The sequence below is a fragment of the Streptococcus pyogenes genome (genome assembly GCF_002055535.1).
GTDB classification, from domain to species: Bacteria; Bacillota; Bacilli; order Lactobacillales; family Streptococcaceae; genus Streptococcus; species Streptococcus pyogenes.
Genome location: NZ_LN831034.1, coordinates 1,681,450 through 1,699,390, shown reverse-complemented (window position 1 = coordinate 1,699,390; position 17,941 = coordinate 1,681,450). Strand labels below are relative to the sequence as shown.

Sequence of the window (17,941 nt, the reverse complement as noted above, 5' to 3'; positions counted from 1 at the left end):
GACATGCTATCTCATGAGCTCATCAGAAACTATCAACTCTTTTCTAAATATAAAGGACATTCACTGGAGGCATTTGAATCCATTTTAAAGGCAAGCAAACGTCATATACTGGCAGATATTGCTAAAATCAATGACACGTTGTCACTCTATCAGTTACCCCTTATTGCTCTGGACAGGCAGCTGGTTTATCCGCCAGACCTTACTGAAAAGGACTTGTTGAATCGCATGCTACCTACCTTAGACGACTATCTCTTTCAAGATGAGCGTCTGGATATGATTATCATTTACATCATGATGGCTAAAGAATTTATCTCCATTAACCACTTGGAAAGCTTGTTACGGCTCAGCAGAAATTCTGTTATTGCTGATTTAAACTTGGTGCGTGATCGGGTACAAGCTTTTCAGGTAACTTTAGCTTACAATCGCCAGGATGGTTATTTTTTTGAAGGAGAACCCTTAGCCTTGCGGCGTCTCTTAGAATCAGCGGTCAGTTCTCTTTTGCAAGTCACATCTGGACCTTGGGTGTTCAGTTACTTATTGCATGAACTTGGTTTGCCCGACCAGAAAAAGGTGATGGCAGCAACGTTGGAGGAACTGAGCAGGGAGAACCACTTAACTTTTATTTCGGAGAAATTGAGGGATTTGATTTATTTTTTCTGCCTTCTCGCTCATCGACCATTTTCACGGAACGTAAGGGCTGAAGCAGTGGATACTTTTCCTTTAGCTTCGCCAGCTGTTGAAACGATGGTGGACCAGTTATTGGTCAACTTCCCCAGTCTAACCGAAGAAAAATATTTGGTTCAATCTAGGTTACTTGGTTGTATCCAAGGTGACTTAGAGTTAGTCTTTCAGCAACCTATTTATGACATTATGGAGGAAATCATCAATTCGGTGGCGGTTAACACGGGATTGTCTATCACCGATACCCCAGAACTTCGTCAGAACCTATACAGTCACCTTTTGCCAGCTTATTACCGACTTTACTACGACATTAACTTGACCAATCCTTTGAAGGAACAAATCAAACAAGATTATGAATCTCTCTTTTACTTGGTCAAGCGCAGCCTTTCTCCTCTAGAAAAACAATTGGGGAAATCAGTTAATGAAGATGAGGTTGCTTATTTTACCATTCATTTTGGGAGATGGTTGCAGGCCCCTAAGAAGAGGCCAAGCAATCAGCTGGTAGCCTTATCTGTTTGCCCTAATGGCATTAGTTCGTCTCTGATGTTGGAGGCAACCTTGAAGGAACTTTTTCCACAGCTACAGTTTATTAGGATTCACCAGCTGGACAAAATAAAGTTGTTGGATCCAGCATCCTTTGATTTGATTTTTTCAACAGTAGCTTTTGACTGTGCTAAACCTGTTTATGTGACGCAAGCTTTGATGGGACCTGTTGAAAAAATGATGTTGAAAAAGATGGTCTGTGATGACTTTCATCTTCCCTTGTCAGAGCAATTCGCTTTGGATGATCTGTTGAGTATTATTCATAAACATACCACGATTACTAATAAAGAAGGACTTGTTAGTGATTTATCCCGTTACCTGATTGGTAACCATTTAACGATTGAAAAAGGAGGTCTAGGACTATTGGACTTGTTAACAGCAGATTTTATTAGGCAGGCTGATGCTGTTTCGGATTGGCAGGAAGCGATTCGTTTGGCTGCTCAGCCTTTACTAGAACACCAGATGATTGAAACATCTTATATCGATGGCATGATTGATTCGGTCAATGAGCTTGGGGCCTATATTGTTTTAGCCCCTAAGGTGGCTGTTCCTCATGCGGCGCCTGAAAAAGGAACGCGGCAGTTAGGCATGTCTCTCTTACAACTAAAAGAACCTGTCAGCTTTGATTTGAAGCAAGAAGGTGATCCAGACAAGCAAGTGCAATTGATTTTTGTTTTGTCTGCTGTGGATTCTAGTTCACATTTGAAGGCTTTGCAGGAACTGTCGTTGATTTTAGATGATGATGAACATATTGAGCAATTAATTGAGGCTAAGAATACTGAGGAAATAATGAGTCTGATTAGCCATATGATTGAAAAAGGAGACGAATCACATGATTAAAATTGTAACGGTTTGTGGAAACGGTATTGGTAGTAGCTTGTTACTTCGCATGAAAGTAGAAGCTATCGCCTCTAGTTTGGGTATTGATGTGGATGCAGAATCCTGTGATTCCAATGCGGCTGTTGGAAAGGGTGCAGATTTGTTTGTTACCGTTAAAGAATTTAAAGATATTTTTCCAGAGGATGCCAAGGTTTGTATCGTTAAAAGCTATACCAATCGTAAAAAAATTGAAGAAGATTTGGTTCCGGTTCTCAAGGAAATGAGTGGCAAGGAATAAGCCTTTAAAGGAAATAGGAAGATACTATGGAAGCATTATTATCATTTATTCGAGATATTTTAAAAGAACCTGCATTTTTAATGGGCTTGATTGCCTTTGCAGGGTTGGTGGCTTTGAAAACACCTGCTCATAAGGTGTTGACAGGAACCTTGGGGCCGATTTTGGGATACCTTATGCTTGTTGCAGGGGCGGGTGTTATTGTGACCAATTTGGACCCTCTTGCCAAACTCATTGAGCACGGTTTTAGCATCACTGGCGTAGTGCCAAATAACGAAGCCGTCACTTCTGTCGCTCAAAAGATTCTGGGTGTGGAAACTATGTCCATCTTGGTGGTTGGGTTATTGCTCAATTTGGCTTTTGCTCGTTTTACCCGCTTCAAATACATTTTCTTAACAGGACATCACAGCTTCTTTATGGCTTGTCTCTTGTCCGCCGTGCTTGGAGCTGTTGGTTTCAAAGGAAGTCTTTTGATTATCTTAGATGGGTTCCTCTTGGGAGCTTGGTCAGCTATTTCGCCAGCCATTGGTCAACAGTATACTCTGAAAGTGACTGACGGAGATGAAATCGCTATGGGACACTTTGGTAGTTTGGGCTATTACCTTTCTGCCTGGGTTGGTAGCAAGGTTGGCAAAGACAGTAAAGATACCGAAGACCTTCAGATTTCTGAAAAATGGAGTTTCTTGCGCAACACCACCATTTCAACAGGACTTATCATGGTGATTTTCTACTTGGTGGCAACAGTGGCTTCTGTTTTGAGGAATGCTTCAGTAGCAGAAGAATTAGCAGCAGGTCAAAACCCATTTATTTTTGCCATTAAGAGTGGTCTTACCTTTGCGGTTGGTGTGGCAATTGTCTACGCTGGTGTTCGCATGATTTTGGCTGACTTGATTCCAGCCTTCCAAGGTATTGCTAACAAATTAATTCCAAATGCTATTCCAGCCGTGGATTGTGCGGTATTCTTCCCTTATGCGCCAACCGCTGTTATCATCGGTTTTGCGTCAAGTTTCGTTGGTGGCTTACTTGGGATGTTGATTTTAGGAGTTGCAGGTGGTGTCCTGATTATCCCAGGTATGGTGCCTCATTTCTTCTGCGGTGCAACAGCAGAGATTTTTGGAAATTCAACAGGTGGTCGTCGCGGTGCGATGATTGGTGCTTCGCTAATGGCTTATTACTCGCCTTCTTGCCAGCCATGCTTCTACCTGTACTTGGTAAACTTGGTTTTTCAAACACGACCTTTGGAGATGTGGATTTCGGTGTTTTAGGGATTTTACTGGGCCGCTTAGGAACGTCGATTGGTCAAATCGGTATTTACTTGGTGGTTGCTGTGCTTGCTATTGTATTGGTGCTTCCAAACTTTCTGTCAAAATCTCAAGAAGCCATCAATAATGTTTCAGTAGAAATCTAAAAGGAGGATATGATGACAAAAAAACTAAACGTTAAAGTCTTTTCAGACGGTGCGGTCTTAGAGACCATGTTAAAGGATTTACAAACAGGTTTGGTCACAGGCTTTACAACCAATCCAAGTTTGATGAAAAAAGCAGGCATCAGTTCTTATATTGGCTTTGCCAAAGAAGTGCTTGCCAAAATTACAGACTACCCAGTGTCCTTTGAAGTCTTTGCGGATGATCTCGCAAGCATGGAAAAGGAAGCTGAGAAAATTGCCAGTCTAGGTGACAATATCTATGTGAAAATTCCAGTCACCACTTCAACAGGAGAATCAACCTGTCCCCTCATTCAAAAGTTGTCAGCCAAAGGCATTAAGTTAAACGTCACAGCCATTTTTACAATTGAGCAGACTCAAGCTGTGGTTGATCATTTAACCGCTCGAGTTCCAGCTATTGTGTCTGTTTTTGCTGGTCGTATTGCAGATACCGGCGTTGACCCAATGCCAATCATGGAAGAAGCTCTACGCATTTGTCGTCAAAAAGAAGGGGTCGAATTGTTGTGGGCTAGTCCTCGTGAAACTTATAATATCTATCAAGCTGATCAGCTAGGCGTGGACATTATCACTTGTACCACTGATTTGATTGCCAAGTTGCCTCTTCAAGGAAAAGATTTAGAAGACTATTCCCTTGAAACCGTGCAAATGTTTCTGAAAGACAGTACCAGCCTCGGCTTTAAAATTTTAGAGGATTACAATCATTAATATTAGGAGACGAAAGCAGGCATACCAACCTGCTTTTTTTTGCTTTGTTAAAGAGTATAAGTTTCGTTTAATATTTTTCAAGGACATTTCAAGAGATTGCGATCTGACAGTGAAATTTCTAGTATTTTATGGTAAAATGTAGCAGATACGTCGTTTGATACAAAGAGGAGCGTGTGACAAGCGTGGCAGGTTGCTTTTTGTAGCAAAACAACGTATAACAACTGAATCTAAGCAGAGAACAGGTACCTCTTTACCCCTCTGAAAATTAAAAGGAGAATATATGTCAAAACAAACCTTTACAACAACATTTGCAGGGAAACCCCTTGTTGTTGAAGTTGGTCAAGTCGCTAAGCAAGCCAATGGGGCAACCGTTGTTCGTTATGGCGACTCAACTGTCCTGACCGCAGCTGTTATGTCTAAGAAAATGGCAACGGGTGATTTCTTCCCCCTTCAAGTTAATTACGAAGAAAAAATGTATGCCGCTGGTAAATTCCCAGGAGGTTTCATGAAACGTGAGGGACGCCCTTCAACAGATGCGACCTTGACAGCTCGCTTGATTGACCGCCCGATTCGTCCCATGTTTGCCGAAGGTTTTCGTAACGAAGTACAAGTGATTAACACTGTCCTTTCTTATGATGAAAATGCTAGCGCTCCAATGGCAGCGATGTTTGGCTCATCTCTGGCCTTGTCAATCTCAGATATTCCATTTAATGGACCGATTGCAGGTGTTCAAGTTGGCTATATTGATGGCGAGTTCATCATTAACCCAGATAAAGAACAGATGGAAGCATCACTCTTAGAATTAACTGTTGCTGGTAGCAAAGAAGCCATCAATATGGTTGAGTCTGGTGCCAAAGAATTATCAGAAGACATCATGCTTGAGGCTCTTTTAAAAGGTCACCAAGCTATTCAAGAATTAATTGCCTTCCAAGAACAAATCGTAGCAGTTGTTGGTAAAGAAAAAGCTGAGGTTGAACTGTTACAGGTTGATGTAGACTTACAAGCTGATATTGTGGCTAAGTACAATGCTCAACTGCAAAAAGCTGTTCAAGTTGAAGAGAAAAAAGCGCGTGAAGCAGCCACAGAAGCCGTTAAAGAAATGGTTAAGGCTGAATACGAAGAGCGTTACGCAGAAGACGAAAACCTAGCAACCATTATGCGTGACGTGGCAGAAATCCTTGAACAAATGGAGCATGCTGAGGTGCGCCGCCTCATTACAGAAGACAAGATTCGTCCTGATGGTCGTAAGATTGACGAAATTCGTCCGCTTGATGCTGTGGTTGACTTCTTGCCAAAAGTACATGGATCAGGTCTTTTTACGCGCGGTCAAACGCAGGCCTTGTCAGTTTTGACTTTGGCACCAATGGGAGAAACTCAAATCATTGATGGTCTGGCCCCAGAGTACAAAAAACGCTTTTTGCATCACTACAATTTCCCGCAATATTCAGTTGGTGAAACGGGTCGTTACGGAGCTGCTGGTCGTCGTGAAATTGGACACGGTGCCTTAGGTGAACGCGCTCTTGAACAAGTCTTGCCAAGCTTAGAAGAGTTTCCTTATGCTATTCGTTTAGTTGCCGAAGTTCTAGAATCTAACGGTTCGTCTTCTCAGGCTTCTATCTGTGCTGGGACCCTTGCCCTAATGGCTGGTGGTGTGCCGATTAAAGCGCCTGTGGCAGGGATTGCCATGGGTCTCATTTCCGATGGGACGAATTATACAGTCTTGACCGATATCCAAGGTCTTGAAGACCACTTTGGAGATATGGACTTTAAAGTGGCAGGAACTCGTGAAGGGATTACAGCCCTTCAAATGGATATTAAGATTGCAGGAATTACCCCTCAAATCCTAGAAGAAGCTCTTGCACAAGCTAAAAAAGCTCGCTTTGAAATCCTTGATGTGATTGAAGCAACTATCGCTGAACCACGTCCTGAGTTAGCCCCAACTGCACCGAAAATTGACACCATCAAGATTGACGTAGACAAAATCAAAGTGGTTATCGGTAAAGGTGGCGAAACTATTGACAAGATTATTGCCGAAACGGGTGTCAAAATTGATATTGATGACGAAGGAAATGTCTCTATCTACTCAAGTGACCAAGCTGCCATTGACCGCACTAAAGAAATTATTGCAGGTCTTGTTCGTGAAGCTAAGGTAGGCGAAGTTTACCATGCTAAGGTTGTCCGTATTGAGAAATTTGGTGCCTTTGTCAACCTCTTTGACAAGACAGATGCTCTTGTTCACATTTCTGAAATTGCCTGGACGAGAACGACCAACGTGTCAGATGTCCTTGAAGTGGGTGAAGACGTTGATGTTAAGGTCATTAAGATTGATGAGAAGGGTCGTGTGGATGCCTCAATGAAAGCTTTGATTCCACGCCCACCAAAACCAGAGAAAAAAGAAGAAAAACATGACTAAATCAAATGAATTAGATATTCGCTTAAGAGCTTTTATCAATGCGCCTGATAACTTTTTGGATAGCCTTGCGCTTGTCAACGCTTTCCATAATTTTCCTGTCTGGGCTGCTAAAGAACCCTACGTGATAGAAGTCGAAGGTGTCAAGGTTACCCCTGTTTTTACCGATAAGGAAGATATGGCTCGCTTTAAAGAAGAACAAAAGAGTGCTCAAAGTCAGTATTGGCTGGAGCGTTCAGCTCTTGCAGTGCTAGAAGAAGTCATTACATCTGGTGCAGCAGGTCTTATCTTTAACCTTAAGAAAAAGGGAGATTTTGGGAATTCTACCATTTTCAAAAGCAGTGATATGATTCAATTTATGAACCATTACACCACTGTGTTAAATACGCTTATGAGTGATGACAATGTGGCGGCAGATACGATGGAAAAGGTTTACCTTGTTCCTGCCTTTGTTTATCCTAAAGATAATAACCATTACGACCGCCTTTTTCCTACCATGTCAACGCCTGAAGGAAAAAGCTATGTTCCCGCCTTTTCAAATCTTCAAAGCTTTGCGAAATGGTACAACCAAGACGATTTTGGAGGCCTTTTCAGGAAAGCTGAAGGAGTGATTCTGACTTGGACGATTGATGATATTTATCAACCAAGAAATGGTGAAAACGAGCTTGATGAAACGTTCGGTGTCGCCATCAATCCTTTTGATGACCAACAAATTCTTGTTGATTGGTCAGAATTAGATAAGTCGTAGGAGTTAGTATGGGTTGGTGGAAAGAAAGTATAGCTATTGTTAAAGCTCTAGACCCAGCTGCTCGTAATAGTCTTGAGGTTATCCTAACTTATCCAGGCATCAAAGCCCTAGCTGCTCATCGTTTGTCTCATTTTCTTTGGCGACATCATTTTAAATTACTAGCCAGAATGCATAGCCAATTTTGGCGATTTTGGACACAAATTGAAATCCATCCTGGAGCACAAATCGCTCCTGGAGTCTTCATTGACCATGGTGCTGGTCTTGTTATTGGAGAGACAGCAATTGTTGAAAAAGGTGTGATGCTTTATCATGGGGTGACCCTAGGTGGAACCGGAAAAGATTGTGGCAAGCGTCATCCAACGGTTCGACAAGGTGCCTTAATTTCGGCACATGCCCAAGTGATTGGACCTATTGACATCGGAGCAAATGCTAAAGTAGGGGCAGCAGCTGTTGTGTTATCAGATGTTCCTGAAGACGTGACAGTTGTAGGTGTGCCAGCTAAGATAGTACGAGTGCATGGGCAAAAAGATAATCGTCAAATTCAAAGTTTACAAAAACAACGAGAGGTCTCTTATCAGTTGTCAAAATGATCGGAAAATAACAAAAAGAAGCACTGATGACTTCCGATAAAATATTTTGGGACTTTCTAGTAGAGTAATGTTGAACTTAGCTAGCCCTATCAGTTTGGTTGCTGAGTGTAGTGATATGGGAATGTTACAAAATACAAAAAACACGTAAAAGAGCATCAACTAAGCAAGTCTTAGACTGAAGAAACAGTCTATTGTGATACTTTTTCTCAGGTGGTGCTTACGGCAGCGACTTCCTTTGGAATTCCATGCCTTAGTTTTGAGCCTAAGGTCTCAAAAATCTGTATGGGCATCACTGTCAGTATTGATACCACTTTTACCACAACAAAAAGCAGCTGTTTTGGCTCACCCCACATGCAGAAATAGGAAACCTGATGTCAAATCAGCAGATCTATTCATGCTTTTTGAGCATAAAAGTGGGTTTGTCTACTTTCTGAAGCCTTCACAGGTTGTGAAGGTTTTTCGTTAATAAAGGAGCCTCATGAATAAAATAAGAGTTGGGCTGTATGTCATTATGAGTTTGTCTATTCTTGTTTCTAGTATTACACTGGTGGCTAGTCTAATCTTTTTACTGAGACAAGACATGGTTAAAGCGATTATATACTTCATTTTGACCCTATTTTGGTTAATAGGTTTGGTTATTAATATTAAATTGTTGAAAAGGTGGAACAGCATTTCAGAAAAAGACTTAGGATATCAAGATGACAACTAATGCCAGACTATTGAATAAGGAGTTTACATGATTAAAATTTATGATACCATGACCCGTTCGCTCCGCAAGTTTGTACCTTTGACTGAAAATACAGTCAATATATACGTTTGTGGACCGACGGTCTATAATTATATTCATATTGGAAATGCTAGATCAGCGGTCGCTTTTGACACCATTCGACGTTATTTTGAGTATACTGGCTATCAGGTCAATTACATTTCCAATTTTACCGATGTCGATGATAAAATTATCAAGGCTGCTACTCAAGCAGGTGTTTCTCCTAAAGAATTGTCAGATCGCTTTATTGCAGCTTTTATAGAAGATACCAAGGCACTTGGTGTTAAGCCAGCCACACAAAATCCTCGTGTTATGGATTATATAGCAGAAATCATTTCATTTGTTGAAAGTCTCATTGAAAAAGATTTTGCTTACGAAGCAGATGGAGATGTGTATTTCCGCGTGGAAAAGTCAGAGCATTATGCCAAGCTAGCTAATAAAACCCTGTCAGAACTTGAAGTTGGAGCCAGTGGTCGAACAGATGCTGAGACAGCTTTAAAAGAAAATCCACTGGACTTTGCTCTTTGGAAATCAGCTAAGGCAGGTGAGGTTTCTTGGGATAGCCCCTGGGGGTTTGGTCGTCCAGGCTGGCACATTGAATGTTCTGTGATGGCTACTGAAATTCTTGGTGATACCATTGATATTCATGGTGGCGGAGCTGATTTGGAATTTCCTCATCATACCAATGAAATTGCCCAATCTGAGGCCAAAACAGGCAAGACTTTTGCTAACTATTGGATGCACAATGGGTTTGTCACTGTTGATAACGAAAAAATGTCCAAGTCACTAGGTAATTTTGTGACCGTTCATGACATGTTACAAACCGTTGATGGTCAGGTTTTGCGATTCTTTCTTGCGACACAACAGTACCGAAAACCAATTAACTTCACTGAAAAGACTATTCATGATGCGGAAATCAATCTGAAGTATCTTAAAAACACCTTGCAACAACCGCTGACAGAAACTGCAGATGAGCAAGAGCTAAAACAGTTTGTAATAGCTTTCCAAGACGCTATGGACGATGATTTCAATACAGCAAATGGGATTACCGTCGTATTTGACATGGCCAAGTGGATTAATTCTGGCTCCTATACAGAACCTGTTAAAAGCGCTTTTGAGAAAATGTTAGCTGTTTTTGGCATTATCTTTGAAGAAGAGGTGCTTGAGGTTGACATTGAAGCCTTGATTGCCAAGCGACAAGAAGCACGCGCGAATCGTGATTTTGCCACAGCTGATGCCATTCGAGATCAGTTAGCAGTTCAAGGCATCAAGCTGCTAGATACCAAAGATGGTGTGAGGTGGCTGCGTGACTAATCCAGTTGATGTGAATTTGATTAATGGCATTGCCCTAGCCTTTGAAGGGGATGCGGTTTATTCCTACTATGTTCGTCGTCATCTCATTTTTCAAGGTAAAACGAAACCTAGCCAGCTACACCGTTTAGCAACGAGATATGTTTCTGCTAAGGCACAAGCCAACTTGATTCAGGCTATGTTAGAAGCGCAGCTATTGACCGAAAAAGAAGAAGACATCTATAAGCGTGGTCGCAATACCAATAGCCATACTAAAGCTAAGAATGCCGATATTATTACCTATCGTATGTCGACAGGTTTTGAAGCCATTATGGGTTATCTTGATATGATGGGCCAAAAAGAGCGGTTAGAAGAATTGATCAGATGGTGTATTGAGTATGTAGAAAAGCAACAATTGATATCCTCATAAGAGTCCCCTAGGAGACTCTTATTTTCATAGGTCTGAAGTAAAGGTAGAGAGCCATTAAGTCTTTTTATGACATCAAAAAGACATAATGATATAAAAAAGATACATTTGTAACAAAAAAGACATAAAAATAATGAAATCATTTTCGAATAGTTTATAATGAGAGGGTAAGATTAATTTAAAGAGGAGATATTTATTATGACAACTATGCAAAAAACAATTAGCTTATTATCACTAGCTTTACTTATTGGTTTGCTGGGGACTTCTGGCAAAGCCATATCTGTGTATGCACAAGATCAGCACACTGATAATGTTATAGCTGAATCAACTATTAGTCAGGTCAGTGTTGAAGCCAGTATGCGTGGAACAGAACCTTATATTGATGCTACAGTCACCACAGATCAACCTGTCAGACAACCAACTCAGGCAACGATAACACTTAAAGACGCTAGTGATAATACTATTAATAGTTGGGTATATACTATGGCAGCGCAACAGCGTCGTTTTACAGCTTGGTTTGATTTAACTGGACAAAAGAGTGGTGACTATCATGTAACTGTCACCGTTCATACTCAAGAAAAGGCAGTAACTGGTCAATCAGGAACTGTTCATTTTGATCAAAACAAAGCTAGAAAAACACCAACTAATATGCAACAAAAGGATACTTCTAAAGCAATGACGAATTCAGTCGATGTAGACACAAAAGCTCAAACAAATCAATCAGCTAACCAAGAAATAGATTCTACTTCAAATCCTTTCAGATCAGCTACTAATCATCGATCAACTTCCTTAAAGCGATCTACTAAAAATGAGAAACTTACACCAACTGCTAGTAATAGCCAAAAAAACGGTAGCAACAAGACAAAAATGCTAGTGGACAAAGAGGAAGTAAAACCTACTTCAAAAAGAGGATTCCCTTGGGTCTTATTAGGTCTAGTAGTCAGTTTAGCTGCAGGTTTATTTATAGCTATTCAAAAAGTATCTAGACGAAAATAAAAGAGTCTATGCATTTATTTTGAAGCATTCATGGTATAATAAACTCATGGAAGATAAAGATACTATTGAAACAAACGATATCGTCTATGGTGTTCATGCCGTTACAGAAAGCCTTCAAGCAAATACAGGAAATAAGCTTTATATCCAAGAGGATTTAAGAGGAAAGAAAGTGGATAACATCAAAAGCTTAGCGACACAAAAAAAGGTCGCTATTTCATGGACGCCTAAAAAAACCTTGTCACAAATGACTGATGGAGCTGTGCATCAAGGTTTTGTTCTGAGAGTATCAGCTTTTGCCTATACTGATGTTGATGAGATCCTCGAAATAGCAGAGCAAGAAGCAAATCCTTTGATTCTTATTTTAGATGGTCTGACAGATCCTCATAATTTAGGATCGATTTTACGGACAGCTGATGCTACAAATGTATGTGGAGTGATTATTCCTAAACATCGTTCTGTTGGTGTGACTCCAGTGGTTTCAAAGACGTCTACAGGTGCTGTTGAACATATTCCGATAGCGAGAGTAACTAACCTTAGTCAAACTCTAGATAAATTGAAAGCAAGAGGATTCTGGATTTTTGGCACAGACATGAATGGAACACCGTCTGATTGCTGGAACACTAATGGTAAACTTGCTTTAGTCATTGGTAACGAAGGTAAAGGCATCTCTACCAATATCAAAAAGCAAGTTGATGAAATGATTACGATTCCTATGAATGGTCACGTACAGAGCTTAAATGCTAGCGTAGCGGCAGCTATTCTCATGTATGAAGTTTTCCGAAATAGGCGCTAAATTATGAAAAAACGGATATTATTAGTAGATGGGTATAATATGATTGCCTTTTGGCAATCAACCCGTCAGTTGTTTAAGACAAATCAGCTTGATCAGGCACGTAACACACTTTTAACAAAACTTAATCATTATGCCCATTTTGAGAATATTAATATTATTTGTGTTTTTGATGCCCAATATGTACCGGGGTTAAGGCAACGATATGACCAGTATTATATCTCAGTGGTATTTACAGAGGAAGACGAAACAGCAGATAGCTACATTGAGCGCATGGCAGCAGAGTTAAATACGGCTATACATATGGTAGAAGTAGCTACGAGTGATTTAAATGAACAATGGACGATTTTTTCTCAAGGAGCTCTTCGTGTCACTGCAAGAGAATTAGAGCAAAGAGTTCATACTGTCAAAGCTGATTTAGATAAAATGTCTAGAGATATTGATCTCAAAACGCCTAAACTGCGGCCTTTTGACCAAGGACAGCTTATTCAATTGAAGGATTTTATGTCTCAGTTAGATCGATAATGAGAATTACGACTCGCCAAGTGCGGGTTTTTTTGATAAAATAAAACAATAATTATTTGATTATCAAACTAAAAAACTGGATGAGGAGAAGTAAGAATGACCTTTACAATAATGACAGATTCAACCGCTGATTTGAATCAAACCTGGGCAGAAGATCATGATATTGTCCTTATAGGATTAACGATTTTGTGCGATGGAGAGGTTTATGAAACGGTCGGTCCTAACCGTATTAGTAGTGATTACCTTTTGAAAAAGATGAAAGCTGGCAGTCATCCTCAAACCAGTCAGATTAATGTGGGAGAGTTTGAGAAGGTTTTTCGTGAACATGCTAGGAACAACAAAGCACTGCTTTATCTTGCTTTTTCTTCGGTTTTATCGGGTACCTATCAAAGCGCTCTAATGGCACGCGATCTTGTTCGAGAAGATTATCCCGATGCGGTGATTGAAATTGTTGATACCTTGGCTGCTGCAGGAGGAGAAGGCTATCTAACCATTTTAGCAGCAGAAGCCAGAGATAGTGGCAAAAATTTACTGGAGACTAAAGATATTGTTGAAGCAGTGATCCCTCGACTGCGCACCTATTTCTTAGTAGATGATCTTTTTCATTTGATGCGTGGTGGGCGTCTGTCAAAAGGTTCAGCTTTTCTAGGCAGTTTAGCCAGTATCAAACCTCTTTTGTGGATTGATGAGGAAGGGAAATTGGTGCCCATTGCAAAAATTCGGGGACGCCAAAAAGCCATCAAAGAAATGGTGGCTCAAGTGGAAAAAGATATTGCGGATTCGACGGTTATTGTCTCTTATACAAGCGATCAGGGTAGTGCCGAAAAGTTACGAGAAGAGCTGCTGGCGCATGAGAATATTAGCGATGTTCTTATGATGCCACTAGGACCAGTTATCTCAGCTCACGTTGGTCCTAACACCCTGGCAGTTTTTGTGATTGGGCAGAATTCCCGTTAATCCCTTATAAGGATTGAAGAGAAATCCTCAATCCTTTTTTGCTGCTTAAGTCAATCAATTATGTAAAATATATTTGACAAAATATCCAAAATAATTTATATTATGTCATATAAAGATTTAAAGGAGAAACGAATCATGTTTGATAGCAAACAAAATCTCGCTAAGTCACAATGGGGTTTCATTGTCATAACAGCAGTGATGGATCTAGTTGTGATAGTAGCAACATTACTGGCTAAGACCAGTTTTCAACGTTACTTAGTTGGAGGCGTAGCTTTTGTATTGACTAGCTTTCTCATATTGTTGGTATGGGGGCTAAAGACAGCGAAAAAGCTCCAAACGAGACTAGACAGCAAGGAAGTACTAGATTCTAAGGTAAGGGACGATCAGAAGTTGCCCAAATATGATGAACGCCAAAAACAGATTCTTCTCAAAGGATACACTATTGGGTTTTGGTTTATGATTGTGGTTATCTGGCTGTCACTCTTTATTAGCCGATTCACAGAGGGACTGGTATCTGCAAGCTTCCTCTTTACATTGGCTCTTTGGGGAGGGTTGGCAGTTCAAACGACATATTGTAACCTTAGTATGGGAGCTAGTATTTTCTATCGTCATTATCTGGATGCTAAAGAGGCAGATGAATGAAGAACCTCAAATTAAAAGCAGCGCGTGCAGGCAAAGATTTGTCTCAACAAGCTCTAGCAGATTTGGTAGGCGTCTCCAGACAAACCATTGCGGCTGTTGAAAAAGGTGATTACAACCCAACGATTAATCTTTGCATTGCCATTTGTCGAGTGCTTGATAAGACTTTAGATGACCTTTTTTGGGAAGCTGATGATTCTCGTTAACACCAGCAGAGCAGCTCTGCCATTCTCCTAAATCGAAAGAAAAAATAATCCAATAAAATCAGCTAAAGCACTTGACTGGAGCCTCTTAAGTTTGATATCATAGTAGGCGGTATTGTTTACCCCATTTGAAAGGCCCCGGAACCTTCCAAATACCTTCGATGGGACGGAACACCCATCACCTTGTAAACAAATATTACGAATTCGTATAGGAGAAATCATGAACAAAACAACTTTCATGGCTAAACCAGGCCAAGTTGAACGCAAATGGTACGTTGTTGACGCAACTGATGTGCCACTTGGACGTCTTTCTGCAGTAGTTGCTAGCGTACTTCGCGGAAAAAACAAACCAACTTTCACACCACATACTGATACAGGTGATTTTGTTATCGTTATCAACGCTGAAAAAGTTAAATTAACTGGTAAAAAAGCAACTGATAAAGTTTACTACACTCACTCAATGTACCCAGGTGGTTTGAAATCAATCACTGCTGGTGAACTTCGCTCTAAAAACGCAGTTCGCTTGATTGAAAAATCAGTTAAAGGCATGCTTCCACATAACACTCTTGGACGTGCACAAGGTATGAAATTGAAAGTCTTCGTTGGCGGTGAGCATACTCACGCAGCACAACAACCAGAAGTACTTGACATCTCAGGACTTATCTAAGAGGAAAGGAGCATTAAATAATGGCACAAGCACAATATGCAGGTACTGGCCGTCGTAAAAACGCTGTTGCACGCGTTCGTTTGGTTCCAGGTACTGGTAAAATCACTGTTAACAAAAAAGATGTAGAAGAATACATCCCACATGCTGACTTACGTTTGATCATCAACCAACCTTTTGCAGTTACATCAACTGAAGGTTCATACGACGTTTTCGTTAACGTTGTTGGTGGTGGTTACGGTGGACAATCAGGTGCGATCCGTCATGGTATCGCTCGTGCGCTTCTTCAAGTAGACCCAGACTTCCGCGATTCATTGAAACGCGCTGGCCTTCTTACACGTGACGCACGTATGGTTGAACGTAAAAAACCAGGTCTTAAGAAAGCTCGTAAAGCTTCACAATTCTCAAAACGTTAAGAACAGCTTTACATCAACGATTACAAGCATTTTGCAAGTCTCTTGCAAGGTGCTTTTTTTGTCGTTTTTTGCTTTTGATACCGTTTCGGAAAACTTTTGACTTGGTTTAATACGTTTATTTAGTTATTTTTGAGACAGTTAGCAAATTGTTTGATTGATTTGTCTTCTCCGACTGCAGTAGCATGACTGTATGTATCAAGAGTCATTTGACTACTAGCATGTCCTAACCTTTTGGCTGTATTTACTGGGTCAACTCCAATCTCAATCATCAGGGTTGCATGGGTATGCCTGAAGCCGTGAGGACTTATTTTTTTAAGACTATGTTGCTTAATGACCTTTGATAAGATATTGTTAATATAGTCTGCATGAAGTGGTTCAATACTCCCTTCTCTAGTACAGTATGTAAATATAAAGTCAGACTTAATTGAAAGAGGTGCAACTGCTAGTTGTGTCTTTTCTTTTTGGCTGATGGCTTTCCATTCTTGCAGAATAGAAATAGTTTCGCTGTCTAGCTTAATCTTTCTTACTGAGAAATCATTTTTAGTGCTTTTTTCGATTGCCTGTCCGTCTAATCGTCCTAGGCTCTTATTGACGCTTAGTGTCTATATTAGCCCATTTAAGAGCGCATAGCTGCCGCTATAAGCTAGTAGCCGAAATAGTGCGTAGTGCTTGTAAGGCTCTTTCTGAAGTACTATGGCTAAAAACTCCTGAAGTTCTTGAACCGTCCAATAGTTTTCTATTCGTGTCTTTTTCCGCTTTGGCATAATGATTTCAGCCATAGGGTTATGCTTGAGCAGTTTCATCTTGATGGCAAAATCAAAGACCTTTTCAGTGTAGGACTTGATTTGCTTGATATTCTTAAAGGTCTTTGCTTTATCGGTGATGAAGTTCTAGCAGTCTAAAGGGGAGGTTTTGTTAATGGGCAATTCTCCCATGACTGGCAGAATGTGAAGTCGAAACAGATCAAGAGTACGAGAAGCCGTGGTTGGCTCTACCGTATCTTGATAGGCTTGATACCATTTCTCGAATATCTCGCTATAAGTTTTATGAGTTGGCTTGGTGAACTCCTCCAAGTTTCCTGAAGCCTTAAGGTAGATTAGCCTAGCTTCGTAGTCTTTGGCTTCTTTGTGGAATATCTACTAAACAGCCCGAACTCATTTTGCTCCTAGTTAATTGGTAATCTACCAAAAAAGCCCTAGCAAGACTGCTAAGGCTTTTAACGTGTTATTTGAATAACTTTATATAGTCGCTTTGAGTAGGAAGCAAGTAATCAATAACGATCCTATTTTCTTCCCCCTCGATATGGTATAGGACAATATAATCTTTACTTAAGGTATAACCTTTAGTGCTGTGATAATGGATGATTTTTGAACCATATTTTTCATCGGCATCAAAACCAACTTCTGGGAAAACCTCGAGTTTTTCTATGTCGCTAATGATTTGCTCCATTTTACGCTGACCTGATGTTGAGGAATAGTTTTGAGAAATATAATCACGAATTTCTTTTAGCTTCTCTAAAACATCAGGAGCATAGATAATCTGATATTTCTTATAGTCCAAGTTCAGCCCTCACTTCCTCAGAGGTATAAAACTTCCCTTGACGAACATCCTCAATATTTTTGTTGATTTCAGCTTGAAATTGCTTGAAAAGTTTTTCTTTCTCTAACTCCTCTTCCGTCAATAAGTCAACCTCGTTTGTGACAACGACATTTTGTAGGAATAATCTTAAAGCAGATGATAAGGTTAAATTTTTTTTGTTTAATACTGTCATTGCTTCGCTTACCAATTCTTTATTAGCTTGAAAGGTAACCGCTCTGTTTTTTTTTACTGTAGTCATTTTATGTAACCCCTTTATGTAACTTATTTAATTATATCATATATACAAAAAAGTCAATAAAAAAGACTCGGTAATTGAGACAGATTTTCATTATTTGATAAGCTCCGAAACTTATTTTTGATACCTTATTGATACCGTTGGGAATAAGATATTTGTATATAATTAATAGATTTTGATTGATTGAACCAGGAATAGG

At 40.1% G+C, this 17,941-nt stretch carries 19 protein-coding genes and 2 pseudogenes; 18 read left to right on the top strand and 3 right to left on the bottom strand.

What is annotated here, in order from left to right; all coding sequences use genetic code 11:
* Window positions 1–3: 3 nt before the first annotated feature.
* The 18 genes and pseudogenes from B6D67_RS09030 (at window position 4) to rpsI (ending at window position 15,908) form a co-directional block, all read left to right on the top strand.
* The gene (locus B6D67_RS09030; RefSeq protein WP_010922676.1) at window positions 4–2,064 is read left to right on the top strand and encodes a BglG family transcription antiterminator; all 2,061 of its coding nucleotides are present in this window, start codon (window positions 4–6) and stop codon (window positions 2,062–2,064) included.
* On the top strand, window positions 2,057–2,341 hold the full coding sequence (locus B6D67_RS09025; RefSeq protein ID WP_002982644.1) for a PTS sugar transporter subunit IIB: 285 nt from the start codon (window positions 2,057–2,059) through the stop codon (window positions 2,339–2,341). The genes B6D67_RS09030 and B6D67_RS09025 overlap by 8 nt, the downstream gene beginning before the upstream one ends.
* A 26-nt stretch (window positions 2,342–2,367) precedes the next feature.
* A pseudogene (locus tag B6D67_RS09020) lies at window positions 2,368–3,746 on the top strand (PTS ascorbate transporter subunit IIC).
* Window positions 3,747–3,755: 9 nt separating this feature from the next.
* Window positions 3,756–4,487 (top strand): transaldolase, encoded by a 732-nt coding sequence (locus B6D67_RS09015; RefSeq protein ID WP_029714162.1) that lies wholly within the window; start codon window positions 3,756–3,758, stop codon window positions 4,485–4,487.
* Between the two features lie 280 nt (window positions 4,488–4,767).
* Window positions 4,768–6,900: a polyribonucleotide nucleotidyltransferase gene (gene pnp, locus B6D67_RS09010; protein WP_010922673.1), complete on the top strand. Its 2,133-nt coding sequence runs from the start codon at window positions 4,768–4,770 to the stop codon at window positions 6,898–6,900.
* Window positions 6,893–7,645: an SseB family protein gene (locus B6D67_RS09005; protein ID WP_010922672.1), complete on the top strand. Its 753-nt coding sequence runs from the start codon at window positions 6,893–6,895 to the stop codon at window positions 7,643–7,645. The genes pnp and B6D67_RS09005 overlap by 8 nt, the downstream gene beginning before the upstream one ends.
* 8 nt (window positions 7,646–7,653) lie before the next feature.
* On the top strand, window positions 7,654–8,235 hold the full coding sequence (gene cysE, locus B6D67_RS09000) for a serine O-acetyltransferase (protein WP_010922671.1): 582 nt from the start codon (window positions 7,654–7,656) through the stop codon (window positions 8,233–8,235).
* 478 nt (window positions 8,236–8,713) lie between these two features.
* Window positions 8,714–8,944 carry a hypothetical protein gene (locus B6D67_RS08990; protein ID WP_010922670.1) on the top strand — a complete coding sequence of 77 codons (231 nt, stop codon included), beginning with the start codon at window positions 8,714–8,716 and terminating at the stop codon, window positions 8,942–8,944.
* Between the two features lie 27 nt (window positions 8,945–8,971).
* Window positions 8,972–10,315 (top strand): cysteine--tRNA ligase, encoded by a 1,344-nt coding sequence (gene cysS / locus B6D67_RS08985; RefSeq protein ID WP_010922669.1) that lies wholly within the window; start codon window positions 8,972–8,974, stop codon window positions 10,313–10,315.
* Window positions 10,308–10,721 (top strand): Mini-ribonuclease 3, encoded by a 414-nt coding sequence (locus tag B6D67_RS08980; RefSeq protein ID WP_002982672.1) that lies wholly within the window; start codon window positions 10,308–10,310, stop codon window positions 10,719–10,721. Before cysS ends, B6D67_RS08980 begins: the two co-directional genes overlap by 8 nt.
* 195 nt (window positions 10,722–10,916) lie before the next feature.
* On the top strand, window positions 10,917–11,714 hold the full coding sequence (locus B6D67_RS08975) for a hypothetical protein (protein ID WP_010922668.1): 798 nt from the start codon (window positions 10,917–10,919) through the stop codon (window positions 11,712–11,714).
* 46 nt (window positions 11,715–11,760) lie between these two features.
* Window positions 11,761–12,507 carry a 23S rRNA (guanosine(2251)-2'-O)-methyltransferase RlmB gene (gene rlmB, locus B6D67_RS08970; protein WP_010922667.1) on the top strand — a complete coding sequence of 249 codons (747 nt, stop codon included), beginning with the start codon at window positions 11,761–11,763 and terminating at the stop codon, window positions 12,505–12,507.
* Window positions 12,508–12,510: 3 nt separating this feature from the next.
* Window positions 12,511–13,029 carry an NYN domain-containing protein gene (locus tag B6D67_RS08965; protein ID WP_002982682.1) on the top strand — a complete coding sequence of 173 codons (519 nt, stop codon included), beginning with the start codon at window positions 12,511–12,513 and terminating at the stop codon, window positions 13,027–13,029.
* A gap of 96 nt (window positions 13,030–13,125) precedes the next feature.
* A complete protein-coding gene (locus B6D67_RS08960; RefSeq protein ID WP_002982687.1) occupies window positions 13,126–13,986 on the top strand; it encodes a DegV family protein in 861 nt (286 codons plus the stop codon).
* A gap of 135 nt (window positions 13,987–14,121) precedes the next feature.
* Window positions 14,122–14,628: a hypothetical protein gene (locus tag B6D67_RS08955; RefSeq protein ID WP_002988070.1), complete on the top strand. Its 507-nt coding sequence runs from the start codon at window positions 14,122–14,124 to the stop codon at window positions 14,626–14,628.
* A complete protein-coding gene (locus B6D67_RS08950; RefSeq protein WP_002982695.1) occupies window positions 14,625–14,831 on the top strand; it encodes a helix-turn-helix transcriptional regulator in 207 nt (68 codons plus the stop codon). The genes B6D67_RS08955 and B6D67_RS08950 overlap by 4 nt, the downstream gene beginning before the upstream one ends.
* A gap of 217 nt (window positions 14,832–15,048) precedes the next feature.
* Window positions 15,049–15,495 carry a 50S ribosomal protein L13 gene (gene rplM, locus B6D67_RS08945; RefSeq protein ID WP_002982710.1) on the top strand — a complete coding sequence of 149 codons (447 nt, stop codon included), beginning with the start codon at window positions 15,049–15,051 and terminating at the stop codon, window positions 15,493–15,495.
* A gap of 20 nt (window positions 15,496–15,515) precedes the next feature.
* Window positions 15,516–15,908 (top strand): 30S ribosomal protein S9, encoded by a 393-nt coding sequence (rpsI, locus tag B6D67_RS08940; protein WP_002982716.1) that lies wholly within the window; start codon window positions 15,516–15,518, stop codon window positions 15,906–15,908.
* A 119-nt stretch (window positions 15,909–16,027) separates the two neighbouring features.
* Here the strand turns inward: rpsI and B6D67_RS10455 are convergent.
* The 3 genes and pseudogenes from B6D67_RS10455 to B6D67_RS08920 form a co-directional block, all read right to left on the bottom strand.
* Window positions 16,028–17,035, bottom strand: a pseudogene (locus B6D67_RS10455) (tyrosine-type recombinase/integrase); the annotation flags it as partial.
* 97 nt (window positions 17,036–17,132) lie between these two features.
* Window positions 17,133–17,468: a type II toxin-antitoxin system RelE/ParE family toxin gene (locus B6D67_RS08925; RefSeq protein WP_010922665.1), complete on the bottom strand. Its 336-nt coding sequence runs from the start codon at window positions 17,466–17,468 to the stop codon at window positions 17,133–17,135.
* Complete coding sequence (locus B6D67_RS08920; protein WP_002988079.1) at window positions 17,458–17,745, bottom strand: DNA-damage-inducible protein J; 288 nt, start codon at window positions 17,743–17,745, stop codon at window positions 17,458–17,460. The genes B6D67_RS08925 and B6D67_RS08920 overlap by 11 nt, the downstream gene beginning before the upstream one ends.
* Window positions 17,746–17,941: the final 196 nt, after the last annotated feature.